The 19,185-nt window shown below is 68.0% G+C and carries 21 protein-coding genes; 19 read left to right on the top strand and 2 right to left on the bottom strand.

Features of this window, described 5'->3' with window-relative positions; all coding sequences use genetic code 11:
- The first annotated feature begins 1 nt into the window (after position 1).
- Positions 2-997, top strand: coding sequence for an XdhC family protein (locus EBN1_RS10075; protein ID WP_011237852.1), 996 nt, complete (start codon positions 2-4; stop codon positions 995-997).
- 110 nt (positions 998-1,107) lie between these two features.
- Here EBN1_RS10075 and EBN1_RS10070 read toward each other — a convergent pair whose 3' ends face one another.
- Positions 1,108-2,208, bottom strand: coding sequence for a substrate-binding domain-containing protein (locus EBN1_RS10070; protein WP_011237851.1), 1,101 nt, complete (start codon positions 2,206-2,208; stop codon positions 1,108-1,110).
- A 354-nt stretch (positions 2,209-2,562) separates the two neighbouring features.
- Between EBN1_RS10070 and EBN1_RS10065 the strand changes: the two genes are divergently transcribed.
- The 18 genes from EBN1_RS10065 to nusB all read left to right on the top strand — a co-directional run bounded on the left by EBN1_RS10065 (position 2,563) and on the right by nusB (position 17,238).
- Complete coding sequence (locus EBN1_RS10065; RefSeq protein ID WP_011237850.1) at positions 2,563-3,384, top strand: ABC transporter substrate-binding protein; 822 nt, start codon at positions 2,563-2,565, stop codon at positions 3,382-3,384.
- A 129-nt stretch (positions 3,385-3,513) separates the two neighbouring features.
- Positions 3,514-4,527: a ubiquinone anaerobic biosynthesis protein UbiU gene (gene ubiU / locus EBN1_RS10060; RefSeq protein WP_173361274.1), complete on the top strand. Its 1,014-nt coding sequence runs from the start codon at positions 3,514-3,516 to the stop codon at positions 4,525-4,527.
- Between the two features lie 14 nt (positions 4,528-4,541).
- A complete protein-coding gene (locus tag EBN1_RS10055; protein ID WP_041647133.1) occupies positions 4,542-5,438 on the top strand; it encodes a U32 family peptidase in 897 nt (298 codons plus the stop codon).
- Between the two features lie 25 nt (positions 5,439-5,463).
- Positions 5,464-5,970, top strand: a complete 507-nt coding sequence (gene ubiT, locus EBN1_RS10050) for a ubiquinone anaerobic biosynthesis accessory factor UbiT (RefSeq protein WP_011237847.1) — start codon at positions 5,464-5,466, stop codon at positions 5,968-5,970.
- Between the two features lie 80 nt (positions 5,971-6,050).
- On the top strand, positions 6,051-7,130 hold the full coding sequence (locus EBN1_RS10045) for a VanZ family protein (protein ID WP_041646157.1): 1,080 nt from the start codon (positions 6,051-6,053) through the stop codon (positions 7,128-7,130).
- 92 nt (positions 7,131-7,222) lie between these two features.
- Positions 7,223-7,543, top strand: a complete 321-nt coding sequence (locus tag EBN1_RS10040; protein ID WP_011237845.1) for a (2Fe-2S) ferredoxin domain-containing protein — start codon at positions 7,223-7,225, stop codon at positions 7,541-7,543.
- Positions 7,540-8,187, top strand: coding sequence for an alpha/beta hydrolase (locus EBN1_RS10035; RefSeq protein ID WP_011237844.1), 648 nt, complete (start codon positions 7,540-7,542; stop codon positions 8,185-8,187). The genes EBN1_RS10040 and EBN1_RS10035 overlap by 4 nt, the downstream gene beginning before the upstream one ends.
- 36 nt (positions 8,188-8,223) lie before the next feature.
- Entirely contained in the window at positions 8,224-8,835 is a 612-nt protein-coding gene (locus EBN1_RS10030) for a glutathione S-transferase (RefSeq protein WP_011237843.1), read from the top strand.
- Positions 8,836-8,878: 43 nt separating this feature from the next.
- Positions 8,879-9,856, top strand: a complete 978-nt coding sequence (locus EBN1_RS10025) for an ATP-binding cassette domain-containing protein (protein WP_011237842.1) — start codon at positions 8,879-8,881, stop codon at positions 9,854-9,856.
- A gap of 13 nt (positions 9,857-9,869) precedes the next feature.
- Positions 9,870-10,661 carry an ABC transporter permease gene (locus EBN1_RS10020; RefSeq protein WP_011237841.1) on the top strand — a complete coding sequence of 264 codons (792 nt, stop codon included), beginning with the start codon at positions 9,870-9,872 and terminating at the stop codon, positions 10,659-10,661.
- Between the two features lie 228 nt (positions 10,662-10,889).
- Positions 10,890-11,633: a TerC family protein gene (locus EBN1_RS10015; RefSeq protein WP_011237840.1), complete on the top strand. Its 744-nt coding sequence runs from the start codon at positions 10,890-10,892 to the stop codon at positions 11,631-11,633.
- Between the two features lie 11 nt (positions 11,634-11,644).
- Positions 11,645-12,091: a universal stress protein gene (locus tag EBN1_RS10010; protein ID WP_241762841.1), complete on the top strand. Its 447-nt coding sequence runs from the start codon at positions 11,645-11,647 to the stop codon at positions 12,089-12,091.
- A gap of 17 nt (positions 12,092-12,108) precedes the next feature.
- A complete protein-coding gene (gene cutA / locus EBN1_RS10005; RefSeq protein ID WP_041646154.1) occupies positions 12,109-12,456 on the top strand; it encodes a divalent-cation tolerance protein CutA in 348 nt (115 codons plus the stop codon).
- A 99-nt stretch (positions 12,457-12,555) separates the two neighbouring features.
- Positions 12,556-14,370 (top strand): protein-disulfide reductase DsbD, encoded by a 1,815-nt coding sequence (gene dsbD, locus EBN1_RS10000; protein WP_049780247.1) that lies wholly within the window; start codon positions 12,556-12,558, stop codon positions 14,368-14,370.
- A gap of 102 nt (positions 14,371-14,472) precedes the next feature.
- A complete protein-coding gene (locus EBN1_RS09995; protein ID WP_011237836.1) occupies positions 14,473-15,078 on the top strand; it encodes a riboflavin synthase in 606 nt (201 codons plus the stop codon).
- 62 nt (positions 15,079-15,140) lie between these two features.
- Positions 15,141-16,250, top strand: a complete 1,110-nt coding sequence (gene ribBA / locus EBN1_RS09990) for a bifunctional 3,4-dihydroxy-2-butanone-4-phosphate synthase/GTP cyclohydrolase II (RefSeq protein WP_011237835.1) — start codon at positions 15,141-15,143, stop codon at positions 16,248-16,250.
- Positions 16,251-16,333: 83 nt separating this feature from the next.
- Entirely contained in the window at positions 16,334-16,804 is a 471-nt protein-coding gene (ribH, locus tag EBN1_RS09985; protein WP_011237834.1) for a 6,7-dimethyl-8-ribityllumazine synthase, read from the top strand.
- Positions 16,801-17,238, top strand: a complete 438-nt coding sequence (gene nusB, locus EBN1_RS09980) for a transcription antitermination factor NusB (protein ID WP_011237833.1) — start codon at positions 16,801-16,803, stop codon at positions 17,236-17,238. Before ribH ends, nusB begins: the two co-directional genes overlap by 4 nt.
- Before the next feature lie 240 nt (positions 17,239-17,478).
- Here nusB and EBN1_RS09975 read toward each other — a convergent pair whose 3' ends face one another.
- Complete coding sequence (locus EBN1_RS09975) at positions 17,479-18,870, bottom strand: DEAD/DEAH box helicase (protein WP_011237832.1); 1,392 nt, start codon at positions 18,868-18,870, stop codon at positions 17,479-17,481.
- Between the last annotated feature and the right edge of the window lie 315 nt (positions 18,871-19,185).

Raw genomic sequence — 19,185 nt, 5'->3', positions numbered from 1 at the left:
GATGGACAGCGTGAATCTCGAAGTGCTGCGCCAGGCGGTCGCATGGACTGCAGCGGGCGTGCCGGTGACGCTCGCGACCGTCGTCCGGACGTGGGGTTCGTCGCCGCGCCCGGAAGGCGCACTGCTCGCGATCGCCGGCGATGGCCGGCTGGTCGGCTCGGTATCTGGAGGATGCATCGAGGACGACCTCCTCGACCGGCTGCGCACCGAGCGCCCGACGCGACCCGAGCATGTCACCTACGGCATCAGCGCCGAGCAGACGCGCCGCTTTGGCCTGCCGTGCGGCGGCAAGCTGGAGCTGGTGCTCGAGCCGCTCGGCCCCGATCACCAGCTCGCCGAAACGCTCGCCGGCATCGAACGCGGCGAGATGGTCGCGCGACGGCTCGATCTCGCGACGGGCGAAGTCGACCTGCTCGCCGACGTCCCGGATGCCGCAGTGGTGTTCGACGGGCACACACTCGTGTCCGCGTTCGGTCCGCGCTGGCGCATGCTGATCGTCGGCGCCGGCCAGCTGTCGCGCTTTCTCGCCGAATTTGCGCTCGCGCTCGATTACCAGGTGACGATCAGCGAGCCGCGCGAGGAGTACCGTGACAGCTGGACCGTGCCAGGAGCGACGCTGACGACCGAGATGCCCGACGACGCAGTGATCGCGTTGCGCCCCGACCGCCGCACCGTGGTCATCGGCGCCACGCACGATCCGAAGCTCGATGACCTCGCGCTGATCGACGCGCTGAAGACCGACGCGTTCTACGTCGGCGCGATCGGCTCGCGGGCGAACAGCGAGCGGCGGCGCGAGCGGCTGAAGCTCTTTGATCTCACCGATCGCGACGTCGATAGGCTGCATGGTCCGGTCGGCCTGCCGCTGGGCTGCCGCACGCCGCCGGAGATCGCGCTCGCGATCGTCGCCGACATCACCGCGCGACGCAACGGGGTGGAACTCGTCGTGCGCGACGAGCGTCCCGTGTCAGTCGGCGAGGCCTGCCCCGCACTTGCGTGAGGACTGGCGCCGAGACTGTCATGCGCCGGAGACAAACCGGAATGGTATCTGTCGATCGGGGCCGGCCGCGTGTGCCGGGACTTCGTGGCGGAAAGTGCCGCGCCTTCCCCCTACTTGTACCACGGCAGCGTGCGCCGCAGCGACACGATCTCGCCTGCGGCTTCGGCATCGTAGCCCGGCACCGCGCGGGCCAGCCGCCGGAAATCCGCGCTGCGCAGCACGCCGATGACTGCCTGCATCGCTGGCAGGTCCAGCGCGCCCTTGAGGCAAACGAGGAAATACTGTTCGTGCACGAGCGGGACGAAATCGAGGCCGAAGCGCGCGGCCGCGGCGCGCAGCCCGAAGCCGCAGCTCGCGCTGCCGGCGGCGACGTTCGCCGCGACCGACAGATGGGTGGGCTCCGCGGTGTCATAGCCGGCGACTGCCGCAGGGGAGACGTTCGCGCGCGCGAGCAGCTCATCGAACATCAGCCGCGTGCCGCAACCGTGCAGGCGATTGACGAACACCACGCCGGATCTGGCGAGATCGTTCAGCGAGGCCAGACCGAGCGGGTTGCCGGGGGCAACGATCAGCCCCTGCTCGCGGCGCGCGAAACGGATCAGCTTGTGCGCGCCGAGCCGCAGCTCGCGTCCGAGCGCGAGGTGGATCCGCGAGCCGCGCCGACACAGCCGATCGTCATCGAGCGGCAGGTGGATGCCCGCTACGGTGCAGGCTCCGGCATTGAGGCGTTCGAGCGCGCGGGTGCTACCGACATATTCGGCATCGAGCAGCACGCGCGCGTCGCGCAGCAAGGAGTCCCGCAGCACGCCGAACAGCAGGTCGTGGCTCGCGCAGGCCGACAGCAGCGCCAGCCCCGGATCGACGGCCAGCAACAGTTCGCGGTCGAGCTGCCCGGCGAGGCTCTCCGCCTGCGGCAACAGGCGCGCGAGAATGCGCTTTTCCGCCCACAGCAGGCGTTCGCCGAACGCCGACAGCCGCGCCGCCCGCCCCTGGCCGCTGGCGAGCAGCGTCTGGCCGAAAACCGCCTCGTGCTTCTTCAACTCGCCCCACAGATGGCGGTACGACAGCCCGAGTTGCGTGGCGGCCTTGCCGATCGAACCCTGCGCACGGATCGCGTCGAGCATCGCCAGCAGCGGATTGTGGAGCTGCAGTGGGGCTCCCGGTGCCTCGGCCACGCCGGCAACGAAACGGTATTCGAGTTTCACGCTCATCGGAAAAGCTTACCCGAAAACGCTGCCGCGACTTTCCCGCGGCACAGGCGGAAAGTTGATGCTCAGCGGGAGAACACTTTCCCTCGTAGCAAGAAGCAACAGTCATTTTTGCCCGAGCCGCGGGGCCGTCACCGGATCGAAACGGGAAACCGCTGCCAAACCGTCGAAATGCAGCGCGAAGTCGCGCCGGCGATGCCGATGGACTTATGCATGGATTTGCCTAAGAGACGCTGCGCGCCTTCGCACGACGCTGGCCTGCTCGCTGCAGCTTTGATACAACGCTTTGCAAAAGCGCGCTGTTTTGCGCGCGATTCCGGACTTTGACCGACGTTTCTTTTCACACGGAGATTTTTCATGGCAACTGTGCTTCGCGTCCTGCTGGCCGCTTTCGTCTGCATGTTCGGCCTCGCCGCCGCGCACGCCGGCGACAAGTTCATCATCGTCTCGTCGACGACCTCGACCGAACAGTCGGGCCTGTTCGGCCACATCCTGCCGGCGTTCGAGCAGCAGTCGGGCATCGAGGTGCGCGTCGTCGCGCTCGGCACGGGGCAGGCGCTCGATACGGGGCGGCGCGGCGATGCGGACGTGGTGTTCGTGCATGACCGCGTCGCCGAGGAGAAATTCGTCGCCGAAGGCCACGGCGTCGAGCGTCACGAGGTGATGTACAACGACTTCGTCCTCGTCGGGCCGAAAAGCGATCCGGCGCAAGTCACCGGCGGGCGCGACATCGTCGAAGCGCTGAAGAAGATCGAGGCCGCGCAGGCGCCGTTCGTGTCGCGCGGCGACAAGAGCGGCACCCACGCTGCCGAACTGCGGCTGTGGAAGCTCGCCGGCATCGCCCTCGAGCAGGCGAAAGGGCCGTGGTACCGCGACTCGGGCTCGGGCATGGGGCCGGCGCTCAACATGGCGGCATCGCTCGGCGCGTACATCCTCGCCGACCGGGGCACGTGGCTGGCGTTCAAGAACCGCCAGGATCTGGCGATCGTCGTCGAAGGCGACCAGCGCCTCTTCAACCAGTACGGCGTGATGCTGGTGAATCCGGCAAAGCACCCGCACGTCAAGCGCGAACTCGGCCAGCAGTTCATCGACTGGATCGTCTCCCCCGCCGGCCAGCAGGCGATCGCCGCGTACAAGATCGACGGCGAGCAGCTGTTCTTCCCGAATGCGACAAAGTAGGTTGCGATCGCCGCGACGGCGACGGCGACGGCGCCTGCCCGCAGCCGCCGGCCGCGCCCTTGACCGCGGTCAACGCGGTGCGCAGCGAGTCGCACTATGGTTGCGAAGCTTTTTTCCCCAGCCCCCTCCATGACCTCCAATTCCAGAATAGAACTCGTCTGCCCGGCAGGAAGCCTGCCGGCGCTGAAAACGGCCGTCGACCACGGCGCCGATTGCGTCTATCTCGGCTTCAAGGACGCGACCAACGCGCGCAACTTCACGGGGCTCAATTTCGATGCCAAGGCGATGCGCGAAGGGGTGCGCTACGCGCATGACCGCCGCCGCAAGGTGCTGCTCGCGCTCAACACCTATCCGCAGGCGAGCAACTGGGCGACCTGGACCGCGACGATCGACCGCGCCGCCGACCTCGGCATCGACGCGGTGATCCTCGCCGACCCGGGCCTGATGGCGTATGCGCAGAAAACCCACCCGCAGCTGCGCCTGCACCTGTCGGTGCAAGGCTCGGCGACGAGCTACGAGGCAATCAACTTCTACGCCGAACGCTTCGGCATCCAGCGCGCGGTGCTGCCGCGGGTGCTGTCGCTGCCGCAGGTCGAGCAGGTGATCGCGAACACCGGCGTCGAGATCGAAGTGTTCGGCTTCGGCGGCCTGTGCGTGATGGTCGAAGGGCGTTGCGCGCTGTCCGCGTACGCGACCGGCGAATCGCCGAACTGCAACGGAGCGTGCTCGCCGGGCAAGCACGTGCGCTGGGAACAGACTCCGAACGGGATGGAAACACGGCTCAACGGCATCCTCATCGACCGCTTCGGCGACGGCGAACGGGCCGGCTACCCGACGCTGTGCAAAGGCCGCTTCGACGTCAATGGCGAGACCTACTACGCGATCGAGGAACCGACCAGCCTCAACACGCTCGAGCTGCTCCCCGACCTCGCCCGCGCCGGCGTGCGCGCGATCAAGATCGAAGGCCGCCAGAGGAGCCCCGCCTACGTCGCGCAGGTCACGCGCGTGTGGCGCGAAGCGATCGACCGCGTGATGCGCGACGCCGACAGCTTCCGCGTCCAGCCGGCCTGGATCGCCGAGCTCGACAAAGTCTCCGAAGGCCGCAGCCATACGCTCGGCGCGTATTACCGGCCATGGAAATGAACGCGATGAACGCGATGAAACTCGCTCTCGGCCCCCTCCTTTATTACTGGCCGCGCCAGGCGACGCTCGACTTCTATGCGCAGGTCGCCGACAGCCCGGCCGACATCGTCCATGTCGGCGAGACCGTGTGCTCGCGCCGCCACGAGCTGCGCCTCGACGACTGGTTCGAAGTCGCCGCGATGCTGCGCGCGGCCGGCAAGGAAGTCGTGCTGTCGTCGCAGTCGCTGATCGAATCCGAATCCGATCTCAAGGCGTTGCGCCGCATCGTCGCCCAGACCGATTTCCGCGTCGAGGCGAACGACATGTCGGCCGTGCACCTGCTGACCGGCGCCGGCCGACGCGACTGGATCGCCGGGCCGGCGCTGAACATCTTCAACCCGGCGACGCTGTCGATGATGGCCGAATCGGGCGCGACGCGCTGGGTCGCACCGCCCGAGATGTCCGGCGCGGTGCTCGCCGAGCTGCTCGCGTCGGGCGCGCCGGAAATCGAGACCGAAGTGCTTGCGTGGGGCCGGCTGCCGCTCGCGCATTCGGCGCGCTGCTTCACTGCACGCCACTTCAACCTGCAGAAGGACACCTGTGAATTCCGCTGCCTCGGCATGAGCGACGGCCTGGTGCTGCGCACGCGCGAAGGCGAACCTTTCCTGACGCTCAACGGCGTGCAGACGCAATCGGCGCGCGTGCACAACCTGCTCGCCGACCTGGCGTCGGTGCGGCAGTCGGCGCAGGTCGTGCGGGTGAGTCCGCAGGGCGAGCATACGATCCGGGTGCTGGAGCTGTTCCGCGAATCGGCCGACGGGCGGCTCGCCCCGCAGGAAGCTTTCCGTCGCAGCGCCGAATGGATGGTCGAGGCGCCGTGCAATGGTTTCTGGTACGGCCGTCCGGGTGTGGAACAATACGTTCCATCCTGAATCCGCCTTCCTGGAGTCCATCCCGATGACCACGCTTCGCATCCCGGCCTTCACGCTGCCCGCGCCGCTCGCGCGCCTTGCCGCGCGCCTGCCGCAGCGCCCGCCGACGTTCGCACTGACCACCGCGCTGAACCTCGCGCTCGGGCGCATCCTGCCGCGCGAGAACCTCGAGCCGCTGAGCGGCCGCCACCTGCGCATCAAAGTCCGCGACGCCGGGCTGACGCTCGACTTCACGCTCGACGCGCGCGGCTTTCGCCCGCTGTCCGGTCGCGGCACGCCCGATCTCACGCTGACCGCGAACGTGCGCGACTACCTTGCGCTCGCGCTGCGCGAGGAAGATGCCGATACCCTGTTCTTCGGCCGCCGGCTGCTGACCGAAGGCGACACCGACCTCGGCCTGCTGGTGAAGAACACGCTCGACGCGGTGGACTGGGACGCGCTGCAGAAGGAATATGCGCCCGCGAGCGTGCTGCGGCGGCTCAATCCGCTCACCCGCCGCCGCGCGGAAAGCCGCCTGACGACCCCCGTTTGATCCGCTGCAGCGGGGGCGACGTCCCCGCGCCGGTGTCCGGGCTAGAATCGACTTCCCAGATTCTTCGCCCGGACTTGCCGATGCCCGCCGCGCGCGCCGACCCCACCCTGCCGCGCCACCTCGCCTTCGCGTACGGACTGCTGATCCTCTACGCCTGCCTGCACCCGCTCGCCGGGTGGAAGCCGACGGGCCTGCCGCCGCTGGACTTCCTGTTCGCGCCGTGGCCGAAATATTTCCGCTACGCGGATCTCGCGCTCAACCTGCTCGGCTTCGTGCCGTTCGGCTTCGTACTCGCACCGGCGCTCCCCGAGCGCCTCGGGCGCGCGGGCGCAGTCGTGGTCGCGACGCTGATCGCCGGCGTGCTGAGCTTCTCGATGGAAGTCACGCAGAATTTCCTCCCAACCCGCGTGTCGTCGAACATCGACCTGGGATTCAACGTGCTCGGCGGCCTGATCGGCGCGCTCGCCGGAGTGCGCTGGGGCCATGCACTGTTCGACGAGCGCGGCTGGCTGCACCGCTGGCGCTCCGAACGCATCATTCCCGGCCACTCGGGCGACCTCGGCCTGATGCTGCTGGGCCTGTGGCTGCTCGCGCAGCTGATGCCCGACAGCCTGCTTTTCGGCAGTGGCGACCTGCGCCAGCTGCTCGGCCTGCCGACACCCCTGCATTTCGATCCCGAACGCTTCATCCTGCTCGAATCGGTCGTCGTCGCCGTGAGCCTCGTCGCCGTCGGCCTTTTCTTCCGCTGCATGATGCAGGCGGCCAGTCCCTTGCCGGTTGCGCTGCTGTTGCTGCTCGGGCTTGCCGCGAAGACCGTCGCGACCGCGTCGTTCTTCGCTCCCGACGCGGCGCTGGTGTGGCTCACGCCCGGCACCACACGCGGGCTGCTGTATGGCGTGCCGCTGCTGGCGGCGGCGCTGATGCTGCCGCGCCTGCACCAGCACGCGCTCGCGGGCGTGACGATGCTGGCGGCGACGACGCTGACGAACCTGCTCCCCGACAACCCGTATTTCATGCTCGGGCTGGCGTCGCTGCAGCAGGGAAATTTCCTCAACTTCCACGGCCTGACCCGGCTCACGGCGAACCTGTGGCCGTTTCTCGCGCTGTCCTACCTGTCCGCGATCGGGCTGTGGCGCGGCGAACACCTGGCCGGCCGCTGAACCGCGCGGGGATGATTGTCGCGCAGCTATAATCGGCCCGAAGCCGATCCGGCGTTGCGACGCCGGCCATCTTCCCCGACCGGAGACCGTCGATGAGCTACTTCAAGCACCACGTTTTCTTCTGCTGCAACCAGCGCGAACCCGGCGACACCTGCTGCAACAACCACAACGCCACCGGGATGCAGACGTACGCGAAGGACCGCATCGCGGCACTCGGCCTCAAGGGCCGCGGCAAGATCCGCATCAACAAGGCCGGCTGTCTTGACCGCTGCGACGAAGGCCCGGTGCTCGTCGTGTACCCCGACAACGTCTGGTACACGTACATCGACAAGGAAGACATCGACGAGATCATCGACGAGCATCTCGTCCATGGCCGCATCGTGACCCGCCTGCGCCTGCCGGACGCCGCATGAGCCGCCCGCAGGCGAGCGAAAGCGTGCTGCTGCGCGGCCCGGACGGCGCGATCGAAGCGCTGATCGACGTCCCCGGAACAGTCCGCGGCATCGCGCTGGTGTGCCATCCGCACCCGCTGTTCGGCGGGGCGAACACGAACAAGATCGCCCACACGCTCGCCCGCAGCCTGCGCGAGCTCGGCTACGCCGCCATACGGCCGAACTTCCGCGGCGTCGGCAAGAGCGAAGGCGCGCACGACCACGGCGGCGCCGAGACCGAGGACATGCTGTCGGTGATCGCATGGGCGCAATCGCGCTGGGGCAGCCTGCCGATCGCGCTGGGCGGATTCTCGTTCGGCGCGTTCGTCCAGACGCGGGTCGCGAAGCGGCTCGCCGACAGCATGACGCCGGCCGAGCGCATCGTGCTCGTCGGCACTGCGACCGGCGAAGTACGCGGTGCGCGCAGCTACACGACCGAAGCGGTACCGAAGGATGCGCTGGTGATCCACGGCGCCGAGGACGAGAACGTCGCGCTGGCGAACGTGCTCGACTGGGCGCGCCCCCAGGAACTCCCGATCGTCGTCGTCCCGGGCGCCGACCATTTCTTCCACGGCAAGCTGCATCTGATCCGCGACATCATCGCGCGCGCCTGGGCGCCGCGCTGAACAGTCCGCGCACCCGCCCTCAAGGAGATCGCCGCAATGAAGCTTTTCGCCTCGCTCACCAGCCCGTACGCGCGCAAGATCCGCATCATCCTCGCCGAGAAAGGGCTGCCGTTCGAGCTCGTCGTCGATTCGCCGTGGGAAGTGAACACACGCATCCCTTCCGTCAACCCGCTCGGCAAGGTGCCGGCGCTGCTCACCAACGGCGGCGAAGTGTTCTTCGATTCGCCGGTCATCGCCGGCTACCTCGAAACCCTCAACGTTTCCCCCCACCTGCTGCCACGCGAACCGATCGAGGCGGTGCGGGTGCGGCAGATCGAGGCGCTCGCCGACGGCATCACCGATGCGGCTGTCGCGATGGTGCTCGAATCGCGCCGCCCCGAGGCGAAGCGCAGCGACGACGAGATCGCGCACCAGACGGGCAAGATCGGCCGGGCGCTGGACGAGCTCGAGCGGCGCGCGACCGGTCGTCACTGGCTGCACGGCGACGGCCTGAGCATCGGCGACATCGCGACCGGCGCGGCGCTGGCCTACCTCGACCTGCGCCATCCGGACTACGACTGGCGCGCCGCGCACCCCGCGCTCGCGGCACTGGCCGCACGCCTGTTCGCGCGCCCGAGCTTCATCGACACCAAGCCGCCGGTAGGATGATGATGCAGTGCCTCTTGCGAAGACGGACTTTTCCGGAGGGCCGGTGCAGGCGGATCGTCCCCTGACGCTCTCGAGCCGGTCGCCGGCCTCTCCGTTGTCGATCCGCGGTCTGCGCAAGCGCTACGGCGACACCGAAGTCGTTGCCGGCATCGACCTCGAGCTGCGACGCGGCGAGTGCTTCACGCTGCTCGGCCCGAACGGCGCCGGCAAGACGACGACGCTGCGCTGCGCGCTCGGGCTCACTGCGCCGTCTGCCGGCGAGATCCGCCTCGCCGGCCTGCCGGTACCGGCGCGCGCACGTGAAGCACGCATGCGCGTCGGCATCGTGCCGCAGCAGGACAGCCTCGATCCCGATTTCACGTGCGCCGAGAACCTGATCGTCTACGGCCGCTACTTCGGCCTCGACGAAGCGGCGATCCGCGCACGCATCCCGGAGCTGCTCGCATTCGCAGGCCTGCAGGGCAAGCGCGACGCGCGCATCCAGGCGCTGTCGGGCGGCATGAAGCGGCGCCTGACGCTCGCCCGCGCGCTCGTAAACCGCCCCGAGCTGCTGATCCTCGACGAGCCGACCACCGGCCTCGACCCGCAGGCGCGCCACCTGATCTGGGAACGCCTCAAGCACTTGAGCCGTGCCGGCACGACGATCCTGCTGACGACTCATTTCATGGACGAAGCCGAGCGACTCGCCGACCGCCTCGCGATTCTCGACGCCGGCCGCATGCTGACCGAAGGTAGCCCGCGCGACGTCATCGCCGCGCAGATCGAGCCGCAGGTCGTCGAAGTCTACGGCGACTGGAACGGCGGCGGTGGCGCAGACGGCGCCGAAGCGTGGGCCGCGCAGCATGCGGCGGCGTTCGCGCGGCGCTTCGAAGTCAGCGGCGAGACCGCTTTCTGCTACGTCGAGGACGCGGCGCCGCTGCTCGCACACCTGTCCGCGCAGACCGGCCTGCGTTACCTGCACCGCCCGGCGAACCTCGAAGACGTGTTCCTCAAGCTCACCGGGCGCGAGCTCAGGGACTGACCGGAGCGAATCGATGCCGACCTCAGCGAGTTCCTGGCGCGCGCCGCAACTCTCGCGCCGCTTCATCCCGGTTTGGCGGCGCAACTTCCTCGTCTGGCGCAAGCTCGCGCTGCCATCGGTGCTCGGCAACCTCGCCGACCCGGTGATCTACCTGTTCGGCCTCGGCTTCGGCATCGGCATGCTGGTGCCGGAAGTCGGCGGCGTGCGCTACATCAGTTTTCTCGCGGCCGGCATGGTGTGCTATTCGACGATGAATGCGGCGTCGTTCGAAGTGCTGTATTCCGGCTTTTCGCGCATGCACGTGCAGAAGACCTGGGAAGCGATCATGAACGCGCCGATCGACCTCGACGATGTCGTGTTCGCCGAGCTGGTGTGGGCGGCGTCGAAAGCGCTGCTGTCGGGCGCCGCAATCCTGCTCGTGATCTCGGCTTTCGGGCTCGTCGACACCCGCTACGTGCTGTGGCTGCTGCCGCTGATCTTCCTCGTCGGCCTCGCGTTCGCCGCGCTCGGCCTGGTGATGACGGCGCTCGCGCCGAGCTACGACTTCTTCATGTATTACTTCACGCTGTTCATCACGCCGATGACGCTGGTGTCGGGCGTGTTCTTCCCGATCGAACAGCTCCCCCCCGCGCTGCGGACCGCCGCGACCCTGCTGCCGCTGACGCACGCGATCGAACTCGCCCGCCCGCTGCTGCTCGGACGGCTGCCCGAGAACGTCGCCCTGCATCTGGGCGTCATTGCCGGCTACGGCACCGCAGCTTTCTGGCTGGCGCTCGCGCTGACGCGACGGCGGCTTCTCAAGTAGCGACCTGGCGCAGCTTATCGACCGGCTCCAGCCGCCCGCGCAAGGGGCGGCAGCGCCGCACGATCTGAACGGCCGGCAGGGCCGAAGTTCCACGCGTTTTCCTGCGCCGCGCACAGCGGCGGCCTGCCTGCGGCATATATGGCTTGCCAAGCGCGTGAACCCTGCGGAACATAGCGGCCACGGAACGACGCCCGGCGCCGGCCGGCCCAATCAGCAAGGAGTTCACACGTGTTCGAATTCATGACCGACGGCGCATTCTGGGTGTCGGTGCTGCAGATCATCGCGATCGACATCCTGCTCGGCGGCGACAACGCGGTGGTCATCGCGCTGGCGTGCCGCAAGCTGCCCGAGCACCAGCGCAATCAGGGCATCGCGTGGGGAGTCGTCGGCGCAATCGGGCTGCGCATCGTGCTGATCTTCTTCGCGCTGCAGTTGCTCGAACTGCCGTTCCTGAAGATCGTCGGCGCGCTGCTGCTGCTGTGGATCGGCGTCAAGCTGATGCAGCCCGAGGAAGGCGACAGCCACGCGGGCGTCGAGGGCGCGCCGCACCTGCTCGGGGCAATCCGCACCATCGTCATCGCCGATGCCGTCATGAGCATCGACAACGTCATCGCGGTGGCCGGCGCGGCGAAAGGCGATCTCGAGCTGGTGGTGTTCGGTATCGTCATCAGCATCCCGATCATCGTCTGGGGCAGCAAGTTCGTGCTGAAGCTGATGGACCGCTTCCCCGCCGTCATCACGCTCGGCGCGGCGCTGCTCGGCTGGATCGCCGGTGGCATGCTGGTCGGAGACGTGACGGTCAGGCCGTGGGTCGAAGAGATGCCGTCGTGGCTGCACTATGCGACGTCGGTGATCGGCGCGGCGTTCGTCGTCGTGCTCGGCAGCTGGCTCGCCAGGCGTGGCGCGGCGCCGCCGCCGCTGGTCGAACTGGCGGTCGACGACCCGCGCGCCGGGCGCCCGGGCGACAAGTAAAGGAGATTGCGATGGCGATGATGAAAGTGCTCGTACCCGTGGATGGATCGGACAACGCGAACCGCGCCGTGGCTCACGTGCTGGCGCTCTATCGCAGCGACGCGCAGCTGGACATCCACCTCCTCAACGTGCAGATTCCGATCGACTCGGGCCATGCGCGGCTGTTCGTCAGTCCGGAGGAACTCGAGGATTACCATCGCGACGAAGGGCTTGCGGCGCTCACCCCCGCGCGCCACCTCCTCGACGAAGCGCACGTTCCCTACACCCACCACGTCGCGGTCGGCCCTGTCGCGGACACGATCATCCGCTACGCGAAGGAACGCGGCTTCGACAAGGTCGTCATGGGCTCCCACGGCCGCACCGGGCTCTTGCAGAAAGTGCTCGGCTCGGTGGCACACGAGGTGCTGAAGCGCTCCGCGATCCCTGTGACGCTCGTCAAGCCGGGAATCGAAAGTTGAATCGGGTGAGCTCGCGAATGAACGAAGTGCTTGTCGTCCTGACGAATCTTCCCGACGAGGCGAGTGCCCGTGCGCTCGCGTCGCATCTCGTTGAAAACCGGCTCGCCGCGTGCGTGAACATGCTCGCGCCCTGCCGCTCCGTTTATCGCTGGCACGACGCGGTCGAAGAAGCGGCCGAAGTACCGTTGCTCATCAAGACGAGCGCCGACCGCTACGCGGCGCTCGAAGCCGCGGTCCGCGCCGCGCACCCATACGAACTTCCGGAGATCATCGCGGTCCCTGTTGTGCGGGGTCTGCCTGCTTATCTCGACTGGGTGGCCGCAGAGACGGCTCTGGCATCCACCGGGCACAGACCGACCCCGTGACCGCGCAGTGCGTCATCTTCGGACGGCTTGATCCCGGTTCAGGCTCCGTTGCCGGCCACGCCCCAGAATCCGACTAATTCCGACACTTTTTCCGAACCGATGCGCCGCCTCCTGTTACTGCTGGCCGCCCTGGCCAGCCTGCTTGCCCTGCTCCCGCCGACATTCGCGCAAGGCAGCCCGATCGAACCCGAAAAAGCCTTCCGCTTCGCCGCTCGCGCGCTCGACCCGGCCACCGTCGAGATCACGTTCGACATCGCCGACGACTACTACCTTTACGGCGACAAGTTCAAGTTCACCGCCGACCCGCCGACCGTGCAGCTCGGCATTCCGGAACGCGCCCCGGGCAAGATCAGGCACGACGAATTCTTCGGCGACGTCGAAACGTACCGCGACGAGATCCGGATCCTGCTGCCGGTCATCGCAGCCGAAGGCGTCACCGCGTTCCGCCTGACCGCGACGAGCCAGGGCTGCTGGGACGGCGGCATCTGCTACCCGCCGACGCAGCAGAGCACCGACATCGACCTGACAGCGACGCCGGTCGCGGCCGGCGGCAGCTTCATCGACCGCTTCCTGTCGCCCGGCAGCACCGCAGGCGCGGGCACGGGCACGGCGCCGAGCGGCGACGAAAGCGGGCGCATTGCCGGCCTGCTGCGCGACGCGAGCGTACCGCTGATCCTGTTGAGCTTCTTCGGCTTCGGCCTGCTGCTCGCTTTCACGCCCTGCACTTTTCCGATGATCCCGATCATCTCGGGCGTCATCGTCGGCCATGGCCACCACATCTCGCGCGGACGCGCTTTCGCGCTGTCGCTCGTGTACGTCCTCGGCATGGCGGCGGCCTATGCCGTGGCCGGGGTCGCAGCGGGCATCTCCGGCACGCTGCTGTCGGCCGCGCTGCAGAACGCGTGGGTGCTCGGCGCCTTCGCGCTGGTGTTCGTGCTGCTGGCGCTGTCGATGTTCGGCTTCTACGAGCTGCAACTGCCGAGCGCGCTGCAGAGCCGCCTGAGCTCGACCGCGAATCACCAGAAAGGCGGCAGTCTGGGCGGCGTCGCGGTCATGGGCGTGCTGTCGGCGCTGATCGTCGGGCCGTGCGTCGCCGCACCGCTCGCCGGGGCGCTGCTCTACATCGCGCAGACCGGCAACGCGACGCTCGGCGGAGTCGCGCTGTTCGTCATGGCGCTCGGCATGGGCGCGCCGCTGATCGCAGTCGGTGTCGCCGCGCGCTCGGTGCTGCCGAAAGTCGGACCGTGGATGGAAGGCGTCAGGAAAGCGTTCGGCGTGATGCTGCTCGGCGTCGCGGTGTGGCTGCTGACGCCGGTCGTCCCGGCCCTCGTGACGATGCTCGCGTGGGCGGCGCTGCTGCTGTTCTCGGGCATTTTCCTGCACGCGATCGATCCGCTGCCGGCGCACGCGAAAGGCTGGGCGCGCTTCTGGAAAGGCACCGGCGTCGTCATGCTGATCGCCGGGGCGGCGATGTTCGTCGGTGCGCTGGCGGGTTCGCGCGACCCGCTGCAGCCGCTCGCGGTGCTGCGGGCCGAAGCGTCGGCGTCGGTGGCGACAGCGCCGCGTTTCGAGAAAGTCGCGTCCGTCGCCGAGCTCGACGCGCGCCTCGCGTCGGCCGATCGGCCGGTGATGCTCGATTTCTACGCCGACTGGTGCGTGTCGTGCAAGGAGATGGAGCGCTTCACGTTCAGCGACGGCGCGGTGCAGGCGCGCATGGAGCGCATGCTGCTGCTGAAGGCCGACGTCACCGCGAACAGCGACGACGACAAGGCGCTGCTGAAGCGTTTCACGCTGTTCGGTCCGCCGGGAACGATCTTCTTCGATCGCGACGGCAAGGAGCGCGACGGCCTGCGAGTCGTCGGATTCATGGCCGCGGAGCCGTTCGGCGAATTGCTCGACCGCGCGCTGCGCTGAACCCGGCGCGAAGAGGCCGCGGCGGAAAGCGATTGGCAATCCACCGTTTTTCGCCCACTTTCGCCTACAATCGCTGCTTCCCCACTTGCCCGTCCCTCCATCATGTTTTCCGGAATCGTGGCCGCCTGCGGCCGAATCGAACGTATCGAAGCTCTCCAGGACGGCGTGCGCCTTATCGTGGATGCCGACGGACTGGACCTCGCCGACGTGCAGATCGGCGACAGCATCGCGAACAGCGGCGTCTGCCTGACCGTCGTCGCGCTCGACGGCAGCCGCGTGCAGTTCGACGTATCGCGTGAAACGCTGAACTGCACCACCGGCCTCGACACGGTCGGCAACGAAGTCAATCTCGAGAAGGCGCTGTGCCTCGCGGACCGGCTGGGCGGGCACCTCGTCACCGGCCACGTCGACGGCGTCGGTGAAGTCGTGAGCTTTACGCCGGTCGGCGAAAGCCACGACCTCGTGATCCGTGCCCCCGCGGCGCTCGCCGGCTACATCGCGAAGAAAGGGTCGATCACGGTCAACGGCGTGAGCCTCACGGTGAACCGCGTCGAAGCCCGCGAATTCTCGATCAACCTGATCCCGCACACCGTCGCCGTGACGAATCTCAAGCAGCTCGCCGCCGGCAGCCGCGTCAATCTCGAGATCGACCTCATCGCCCGTTACGTCGAACGCATGCTCGCGTGGCGCGAGGAATCCGCACAATGATCGACAACCCCCACGCTCGCCCGCAATCGGGCTCGCTGCCCCCCGAGGGGGAACGCGCCGGCTTGGGACGGCCCGGCGCCGGCACGAGCGCACTCGCCCCGATCACCGAGATCGTCGAGGACATCCGCGCCGGCCGCATGGTCGTGCTCGTCGACGAGGAAGACCGCGAGAACGAAGGCGACCTCGTGCTCGCCGCAGAACACGTGACGCCGGAAGCGATCAACTTCATGGCGAAATTCGGCCGCGGGCTGATCTGCCTGACGCTGACCGAAGCGCGCTGCCGCCAGCTCGACCTGCACCTGATGGTGCGCGACAACCGCTCGCCGCACGGCACCGCTTTCACGACCTCGATCGAGGCGGCTGAAGGCGTCACGACCGGCATTTCCGCCCACGACCGCTCGCGCACGGTGCAGGCGGCCGTCGCGCGGCACGCGAAGCCGGCCGACATCGTGCAGCCCGGCCACATCTTCCCGCTGATGGCGCAGAAAGGCGGCGTGCTGATCCGCGCCGGCCACACCGAAGCGGGGTGCGATCTCGCAGCGCTGGCCGGGCTCGAGCCGGCGTCGGTGATCTGCGAGATCCTCAAGGACGACGGCACGATGGCGCGGCTGCCGGATCTGGTCGAGTTCGCGAAGGAGCACGGCCTGAAGATCGGCGCGATCCGCGACCTCATCGAGTACCGTTCGGCGAACGAGCACCTCGTCGAGCGCGTCGCCGAGAAGGACGTCGAGACGCCGTACGGCCGCTTCCGGCTCGCCGCGTTCGAGGACAAGACGAGCGGCGAAGTGCATTTCGCGCTCTCGCACGGCGAAATCCGCCCCGAGCGCGAAACCCTGGTGCGCGTGCACGAGCCGATCTCGGTCGTCGACTTCATCGATCCCGAGAGCGGCCGCCACACTTTCCCCGTCAACCAGGCGATGGCGCGCCTGGCCGAAGCCGAACAGGGCGTCATCGTGCTGCTCTATCGGCCGCAATCGGGCAGCGAACTGCTCGCCGGCCTGCGTGGCGACACCTCGCTCGCGGCGAAGTGGGACGCGCGCCTCTTCGGCGTCGGCGCGCAGATCCTGCGCGACCTGAAGGTCGGCAAGATGCGCCTCCTCGCGAGCCCGCGCAAGATCCCGAGCATGGCGGGCTTCGGTCTCGAGATCACCGGCTTCGTCGAGCGCCCCTGAGGGTGTTACCCTGAACCTTTCGCGCCGGAGCCGTCGCGCATCGCGGCCGTGCTGCCGGCCTTTTTGTCTTTGAAGAATCGAACATGGCCCGTTACGACAACATTCCCGAATTCGAAACCGACCTCGACGGCCGCGGCTTGCGCGTCGGCATCGTCATGAGCCGCTTCAACCAGGACGTCTGTGAAGGCCTGCTGTCGGCCTGCACCGCCGAGCTGCTGCGCCTGAACGTGTCGCCGGAACTGATGCGCATCGCCACCGTTCCGGGGGCACTGGAAATCCCGCTGGCGCTGCAGACGATGGCGCGCAGCGGCCGCTTCGATGCGCTGATCGCGCTCGGCGCGGTGATCCGCGGCGAGACTTACCACTTCGAGCTGGTGTCGAACGAAACGGGCAGCGGCATCAACCGTGTCGGACTCGACACCGGCATGCCGATCGCCAACGGCGTGCTGACGACCGAAGACGACGACCAGGCCCTCGCGCGGATGCAGGAAAAAGGCGCCGACTGCGCCCGCACCGCGATCGAGATGGCCAAGCTGTTGAAGCAGCTCCAATGAGCAGCAAGGCTGCCCGCCGCCGGGCGCGCGAGTTCGCGCTGCAGGGGATTTACCAATGGCTGCTTTCGGCCAACTCGATGCTGCTCATCGAGGAGCATGTCAGCCAGGTCTCAGGCTTCGACAAGGCCGACCGCGAGCTCTTCATCAGCCTGCTGCGCGGCACGCTGAACAACGTCGACGACCTGCAGGCAGAGTTCGCGCCGTTCATCCATCGCGCCGTGCATGAACTGTCCCCGGTCGAACGCGCAATCCTGCTGCTCGCGACGCACGAACTCAAGCACAACCTCGACACGCCGTACCGCGTCATCATCAACGAGGCGATCGAGCTGGCGAAAAGCTACGGCGGCACCGACGGTCACCGTTTCGTCAACGGCGTCCTCGACAAGCTCGCGACGCAGCTGCGCGTCACCGAAGTCAGCGCCGGCCGCAGCTGAAGCCGGCGGCGGGGCCGCAGCAGCAGGGTCCAGTCCCGCCGGGACGCGCACACGGCGACCGTCGAAGCCGGCGCGGCACCAAAAAGCAAAAAGCGCGGAACCGCATTGTCGCGGTTCCGCGCTTTTTTCATCCCGGCCTACAAAGGGAGCGACCGGTCCGGGTGCACGACGAGGTGCGAGCGGCTCATCCGCCCGCACCTCGTCGCAGGACGGCCCGTGAATGGCCGCCCGAGCAATCGTTCAGCCGCGCGCCGTCGGGCGCGGGCGGCGGGCGCCCTCCGGACGGTCGCCGCCGAAGCGGCTCCCTTCGCTGCGACCGGCGCCACCGTCACGACCATAGCCGCCCCGGTTCCCGGATGGCGACTCCGACGACCAGCCTTTGCCGGCCCCCGGACGACTGTCACGGCTTTCACGGCCGTACGACGACCCGCCCGAACGACCGCCGAAGCCCGGCTTGCCACCGCTCGGCGCGCGACGGGGCGACGACGGGCGTTGCGTCGGCTCGAGGCCTTCGATCACATGCACCGCGAGCGGTTTGCCGGTGAAGCGCTCGATCGCGCGGATGATGCCCATCTCGCGCGGCCCCGAGAACGTGATCGCGATGCCGTCGCGGCCGGCACGACCGGTACGGCCGATGCGGTGCACGTAGTCTTCGACCTGACGGGGCGCGTCGAAGTTGATCACGTGGCTGATGCCGGCGACGTCGATGCCGCGTGCTGCGACATCAGTCGCGACGAGCACGCCGATGCGGCCCTGGCGCAGCTTGTCCAGCGTGCGGTTGCGCGCCGTCTGGTGCATGTCGCCATGCAGCGCAGCGGCCGAAAAGCCTTTTTCCTGCAGGTTCAGCGACACTTCCTCGGCACCGCGCTTGGTCGCCGTGAAGACGACGGCCTGCTGCAGGTCATCGCCGCCGAGCAGCGATTCGAGCAGGCGGTTCTTGTGCACGATGTTGTCGGCCATCAGCAGACGCTGCTCGATGTTCGCGCGGTTCTCGACCGTCGCGGCGATCTCGATGCGCTGCGGATTGCGCGTCATCTTGCGCGCGAGGTTGCCGACCACGCCGTCGAGGGTTGCCGAGAACAGCAGCGTCTGACGGCTCGCCGGCGTCGCCGCGACGATGGTCTCGATGTCCTCGACGAACCCCATGTCGAGCATGCGGTCGGCTTCGTCGAGCACCAGCACTTCGATGTCCGACAGCTTGAGCTTGCGGCGATTGAGGTGATCGATGAGGCGGCCCGGAGTCGCGACGACGACGTCGACGGGGCGCGACAGCAGCTTCGCCTGGGCGAAGAACGGCGCGCCGCCGACGAGGCACGCAGTATTCAGGTAACGCAGGTTACGGGCGTAAGTCTTGACCGCTTTTTCGACCTGCTGCGCGAGCTCGCGCGTCGGAGTCAGCACCAGCACGCGCGGACCGGCGCCGGGCGCGGGCTTGCGGTCGATCAGGCGGTGCAGGCTCGGAAGCGTGAAAGCGGCGGTCTTGCCGCTGCCGGTATGCGAGGACACCATCAGGTCGGCACCGGCGAGCGCGGCCGGGATCGCCTGCTCCTGGACCGAAGTCGGGACCGTGTAACCGGTGGTTGCGATGGCTTGAAGCAGGGCTTCGTGGAGGCCGAGTTCCTGGAACGTCATGGGTTCTTCCTTGTATGTCCGGCACAACGGATGGTCGTGCCGAATCGATGCCCGGGTGAACGGGCAAATGAAAAAGCATCGCACCGTCCCATGGGGGACGCGGTGGCGGCAAGCGCGCGATGGGCGTGGGCCGGCCGGATTCCGCCGGGAAAACAGACGGAAATCGACCGCGCATCGGCACCAACCGGCATTCGCGATGCCATACGATCAGAAGAACGAATGGAGTTCGACGGGAGGGTCGGAGGCGATGGGGCTGTGGATACAGTCCCTCGGCTGGGTCCGCGGAATCCTGCTCCCGCGAGATAGACCGGAAAA

This window comes from Aromatoleum aromaticum EbN1 (genome assembly GCF_000025965.1).
Taxonomy (GTDB): domain Bacteria; phylum Pseudomonadota; class Gammaproteobacteria; order Burkholderiales; family Rhodocyclaceae; genus Aromatoleum; species Aromatoleum aromaticum.
The sequence above is the reverse complement of the archived record's forward strand: the minus strand, read 5'-3'. Positions and strand labels throughout refer to the sequence as shown.

Coding starts and splice junctions, on each gene's coding strand:
- EBN1_RS10075 (WP_011237852.1), top strand. CDS start 2: ATGGACAGCGTGAATCTCGAAGTGCTGCGCCAGGCGGTCGCATGGACT.
- EBN1_RS10070 (WP_011237851.1), bottom strand. CDS start 2,208: ATGAGCGTGAAACTCGAATACCGTTTCGTTGCCGGCGTGGCCGAGGCA.
- EBN1_RS10065 (WP_011237850.1), top strand. CDS start 2,563: ATGGCAACTGTGCTTCGCGTCCTGCTGGCCGCTTTCGTCTGCATGTTC.
- ubiU (WP_173361274.1), top strand. CDS start 3,514: ATGACCTCCAATTCCAGAATAGAACTCGTCTGCCCGGCAGGAAGCCTG.
- EBN1_RS10055 (WP_041647133.1), top strand. CDS start 4,542: ATGAAACTCGCTCTCGGCCCCCTCCTTTATTACTGGCCGCGCCAGGCG.
- ubiT (WP_011237847.1), top strand. CDS start 5,464: ATGACCACGCTTCGCATCCCGGCCTTCACGCTGCCCGCGCCGCTCGCG.
- EBN1_RS10045 (WP_041646157.1), top strand. CDS start 6,051: ATGCCCGCCGCGCGCGCCGACCCCACCCTGCCGCGCCACCTCGCCTTC.
- EBN1_RS10040 (WP_011237845.1), top strand. CDS start 7,223: ATGAGCTACTTCAAGCACCACGTTTTCTTCTGCTGCAACCAGCGCGAA.
- EBN1_RS10035 (WP_011237844.1), top strand. CDS start 7,540: ATGAGCCGCCCGCAGGCGAGCGAAAGCGTGCTGCTGCGCGGCCCGGAC.
- EBN1_RS10030 (WP_011237843.1), top strand. CDS start 8,224: ATGAAGCTTTTCGCCTCGCTCACCAGCCCGTACGCGCGCAAGATCCGC.
- EBN1_RS10020 (WP_011237841.1), top strand. CDS start 9,870: ATGCCGACCTCAGCGAGTTCCTGGCGCGCGCCGCAACTCTCGCGCCGC.
- EBN1_RS10010 (WP_241762841.1), top strand. CDS start 11,645: ATGGCGATGATGAAAGTGCTCGTACCCGTGGATGGATCGGACAACGCG.
- cutA (WP_041646154.1), top strand. CDS start 12,109: ATGAACGAAGTGCTTGTCGTCCTGACGAATCTTCCCGACGAGGCGAGT.
- dsbD (WP_049780247.1), top strand. CDS start 12,556: ATGCGCCGCCTCCTGTTACTGCTGGCCGCCCTGGCCAGCCTGCTTGCC.
- EBN1_RS09995 (WP_011237836.1), top strand. CDS start 14,473: ATGTTTTCCGGAATCGTGGCCGCCTGCGGCCGAATCGAACGTATCGAA.
- ribH (WP_011237834.1), top strand. CDS start 16,334: ATGGCCCGTTACGACAACATTCCCGAATTCGAAACCGACCTCGACGGC.
- nusB (WP_011237833.1), top strand. CDS start 16,801: ATGAGCAGCAAGGCTGCCCGCCGCCGGGCGCGCGAGTTCGCGCTGCAG.
- EBN1_RS09975 (WP_011237832.1), bottom strand. CDS start 18,870: ATGACGTTCCAGGAACTCGGCCTCCACGAAGCCCTGCTTCAAGCCATC.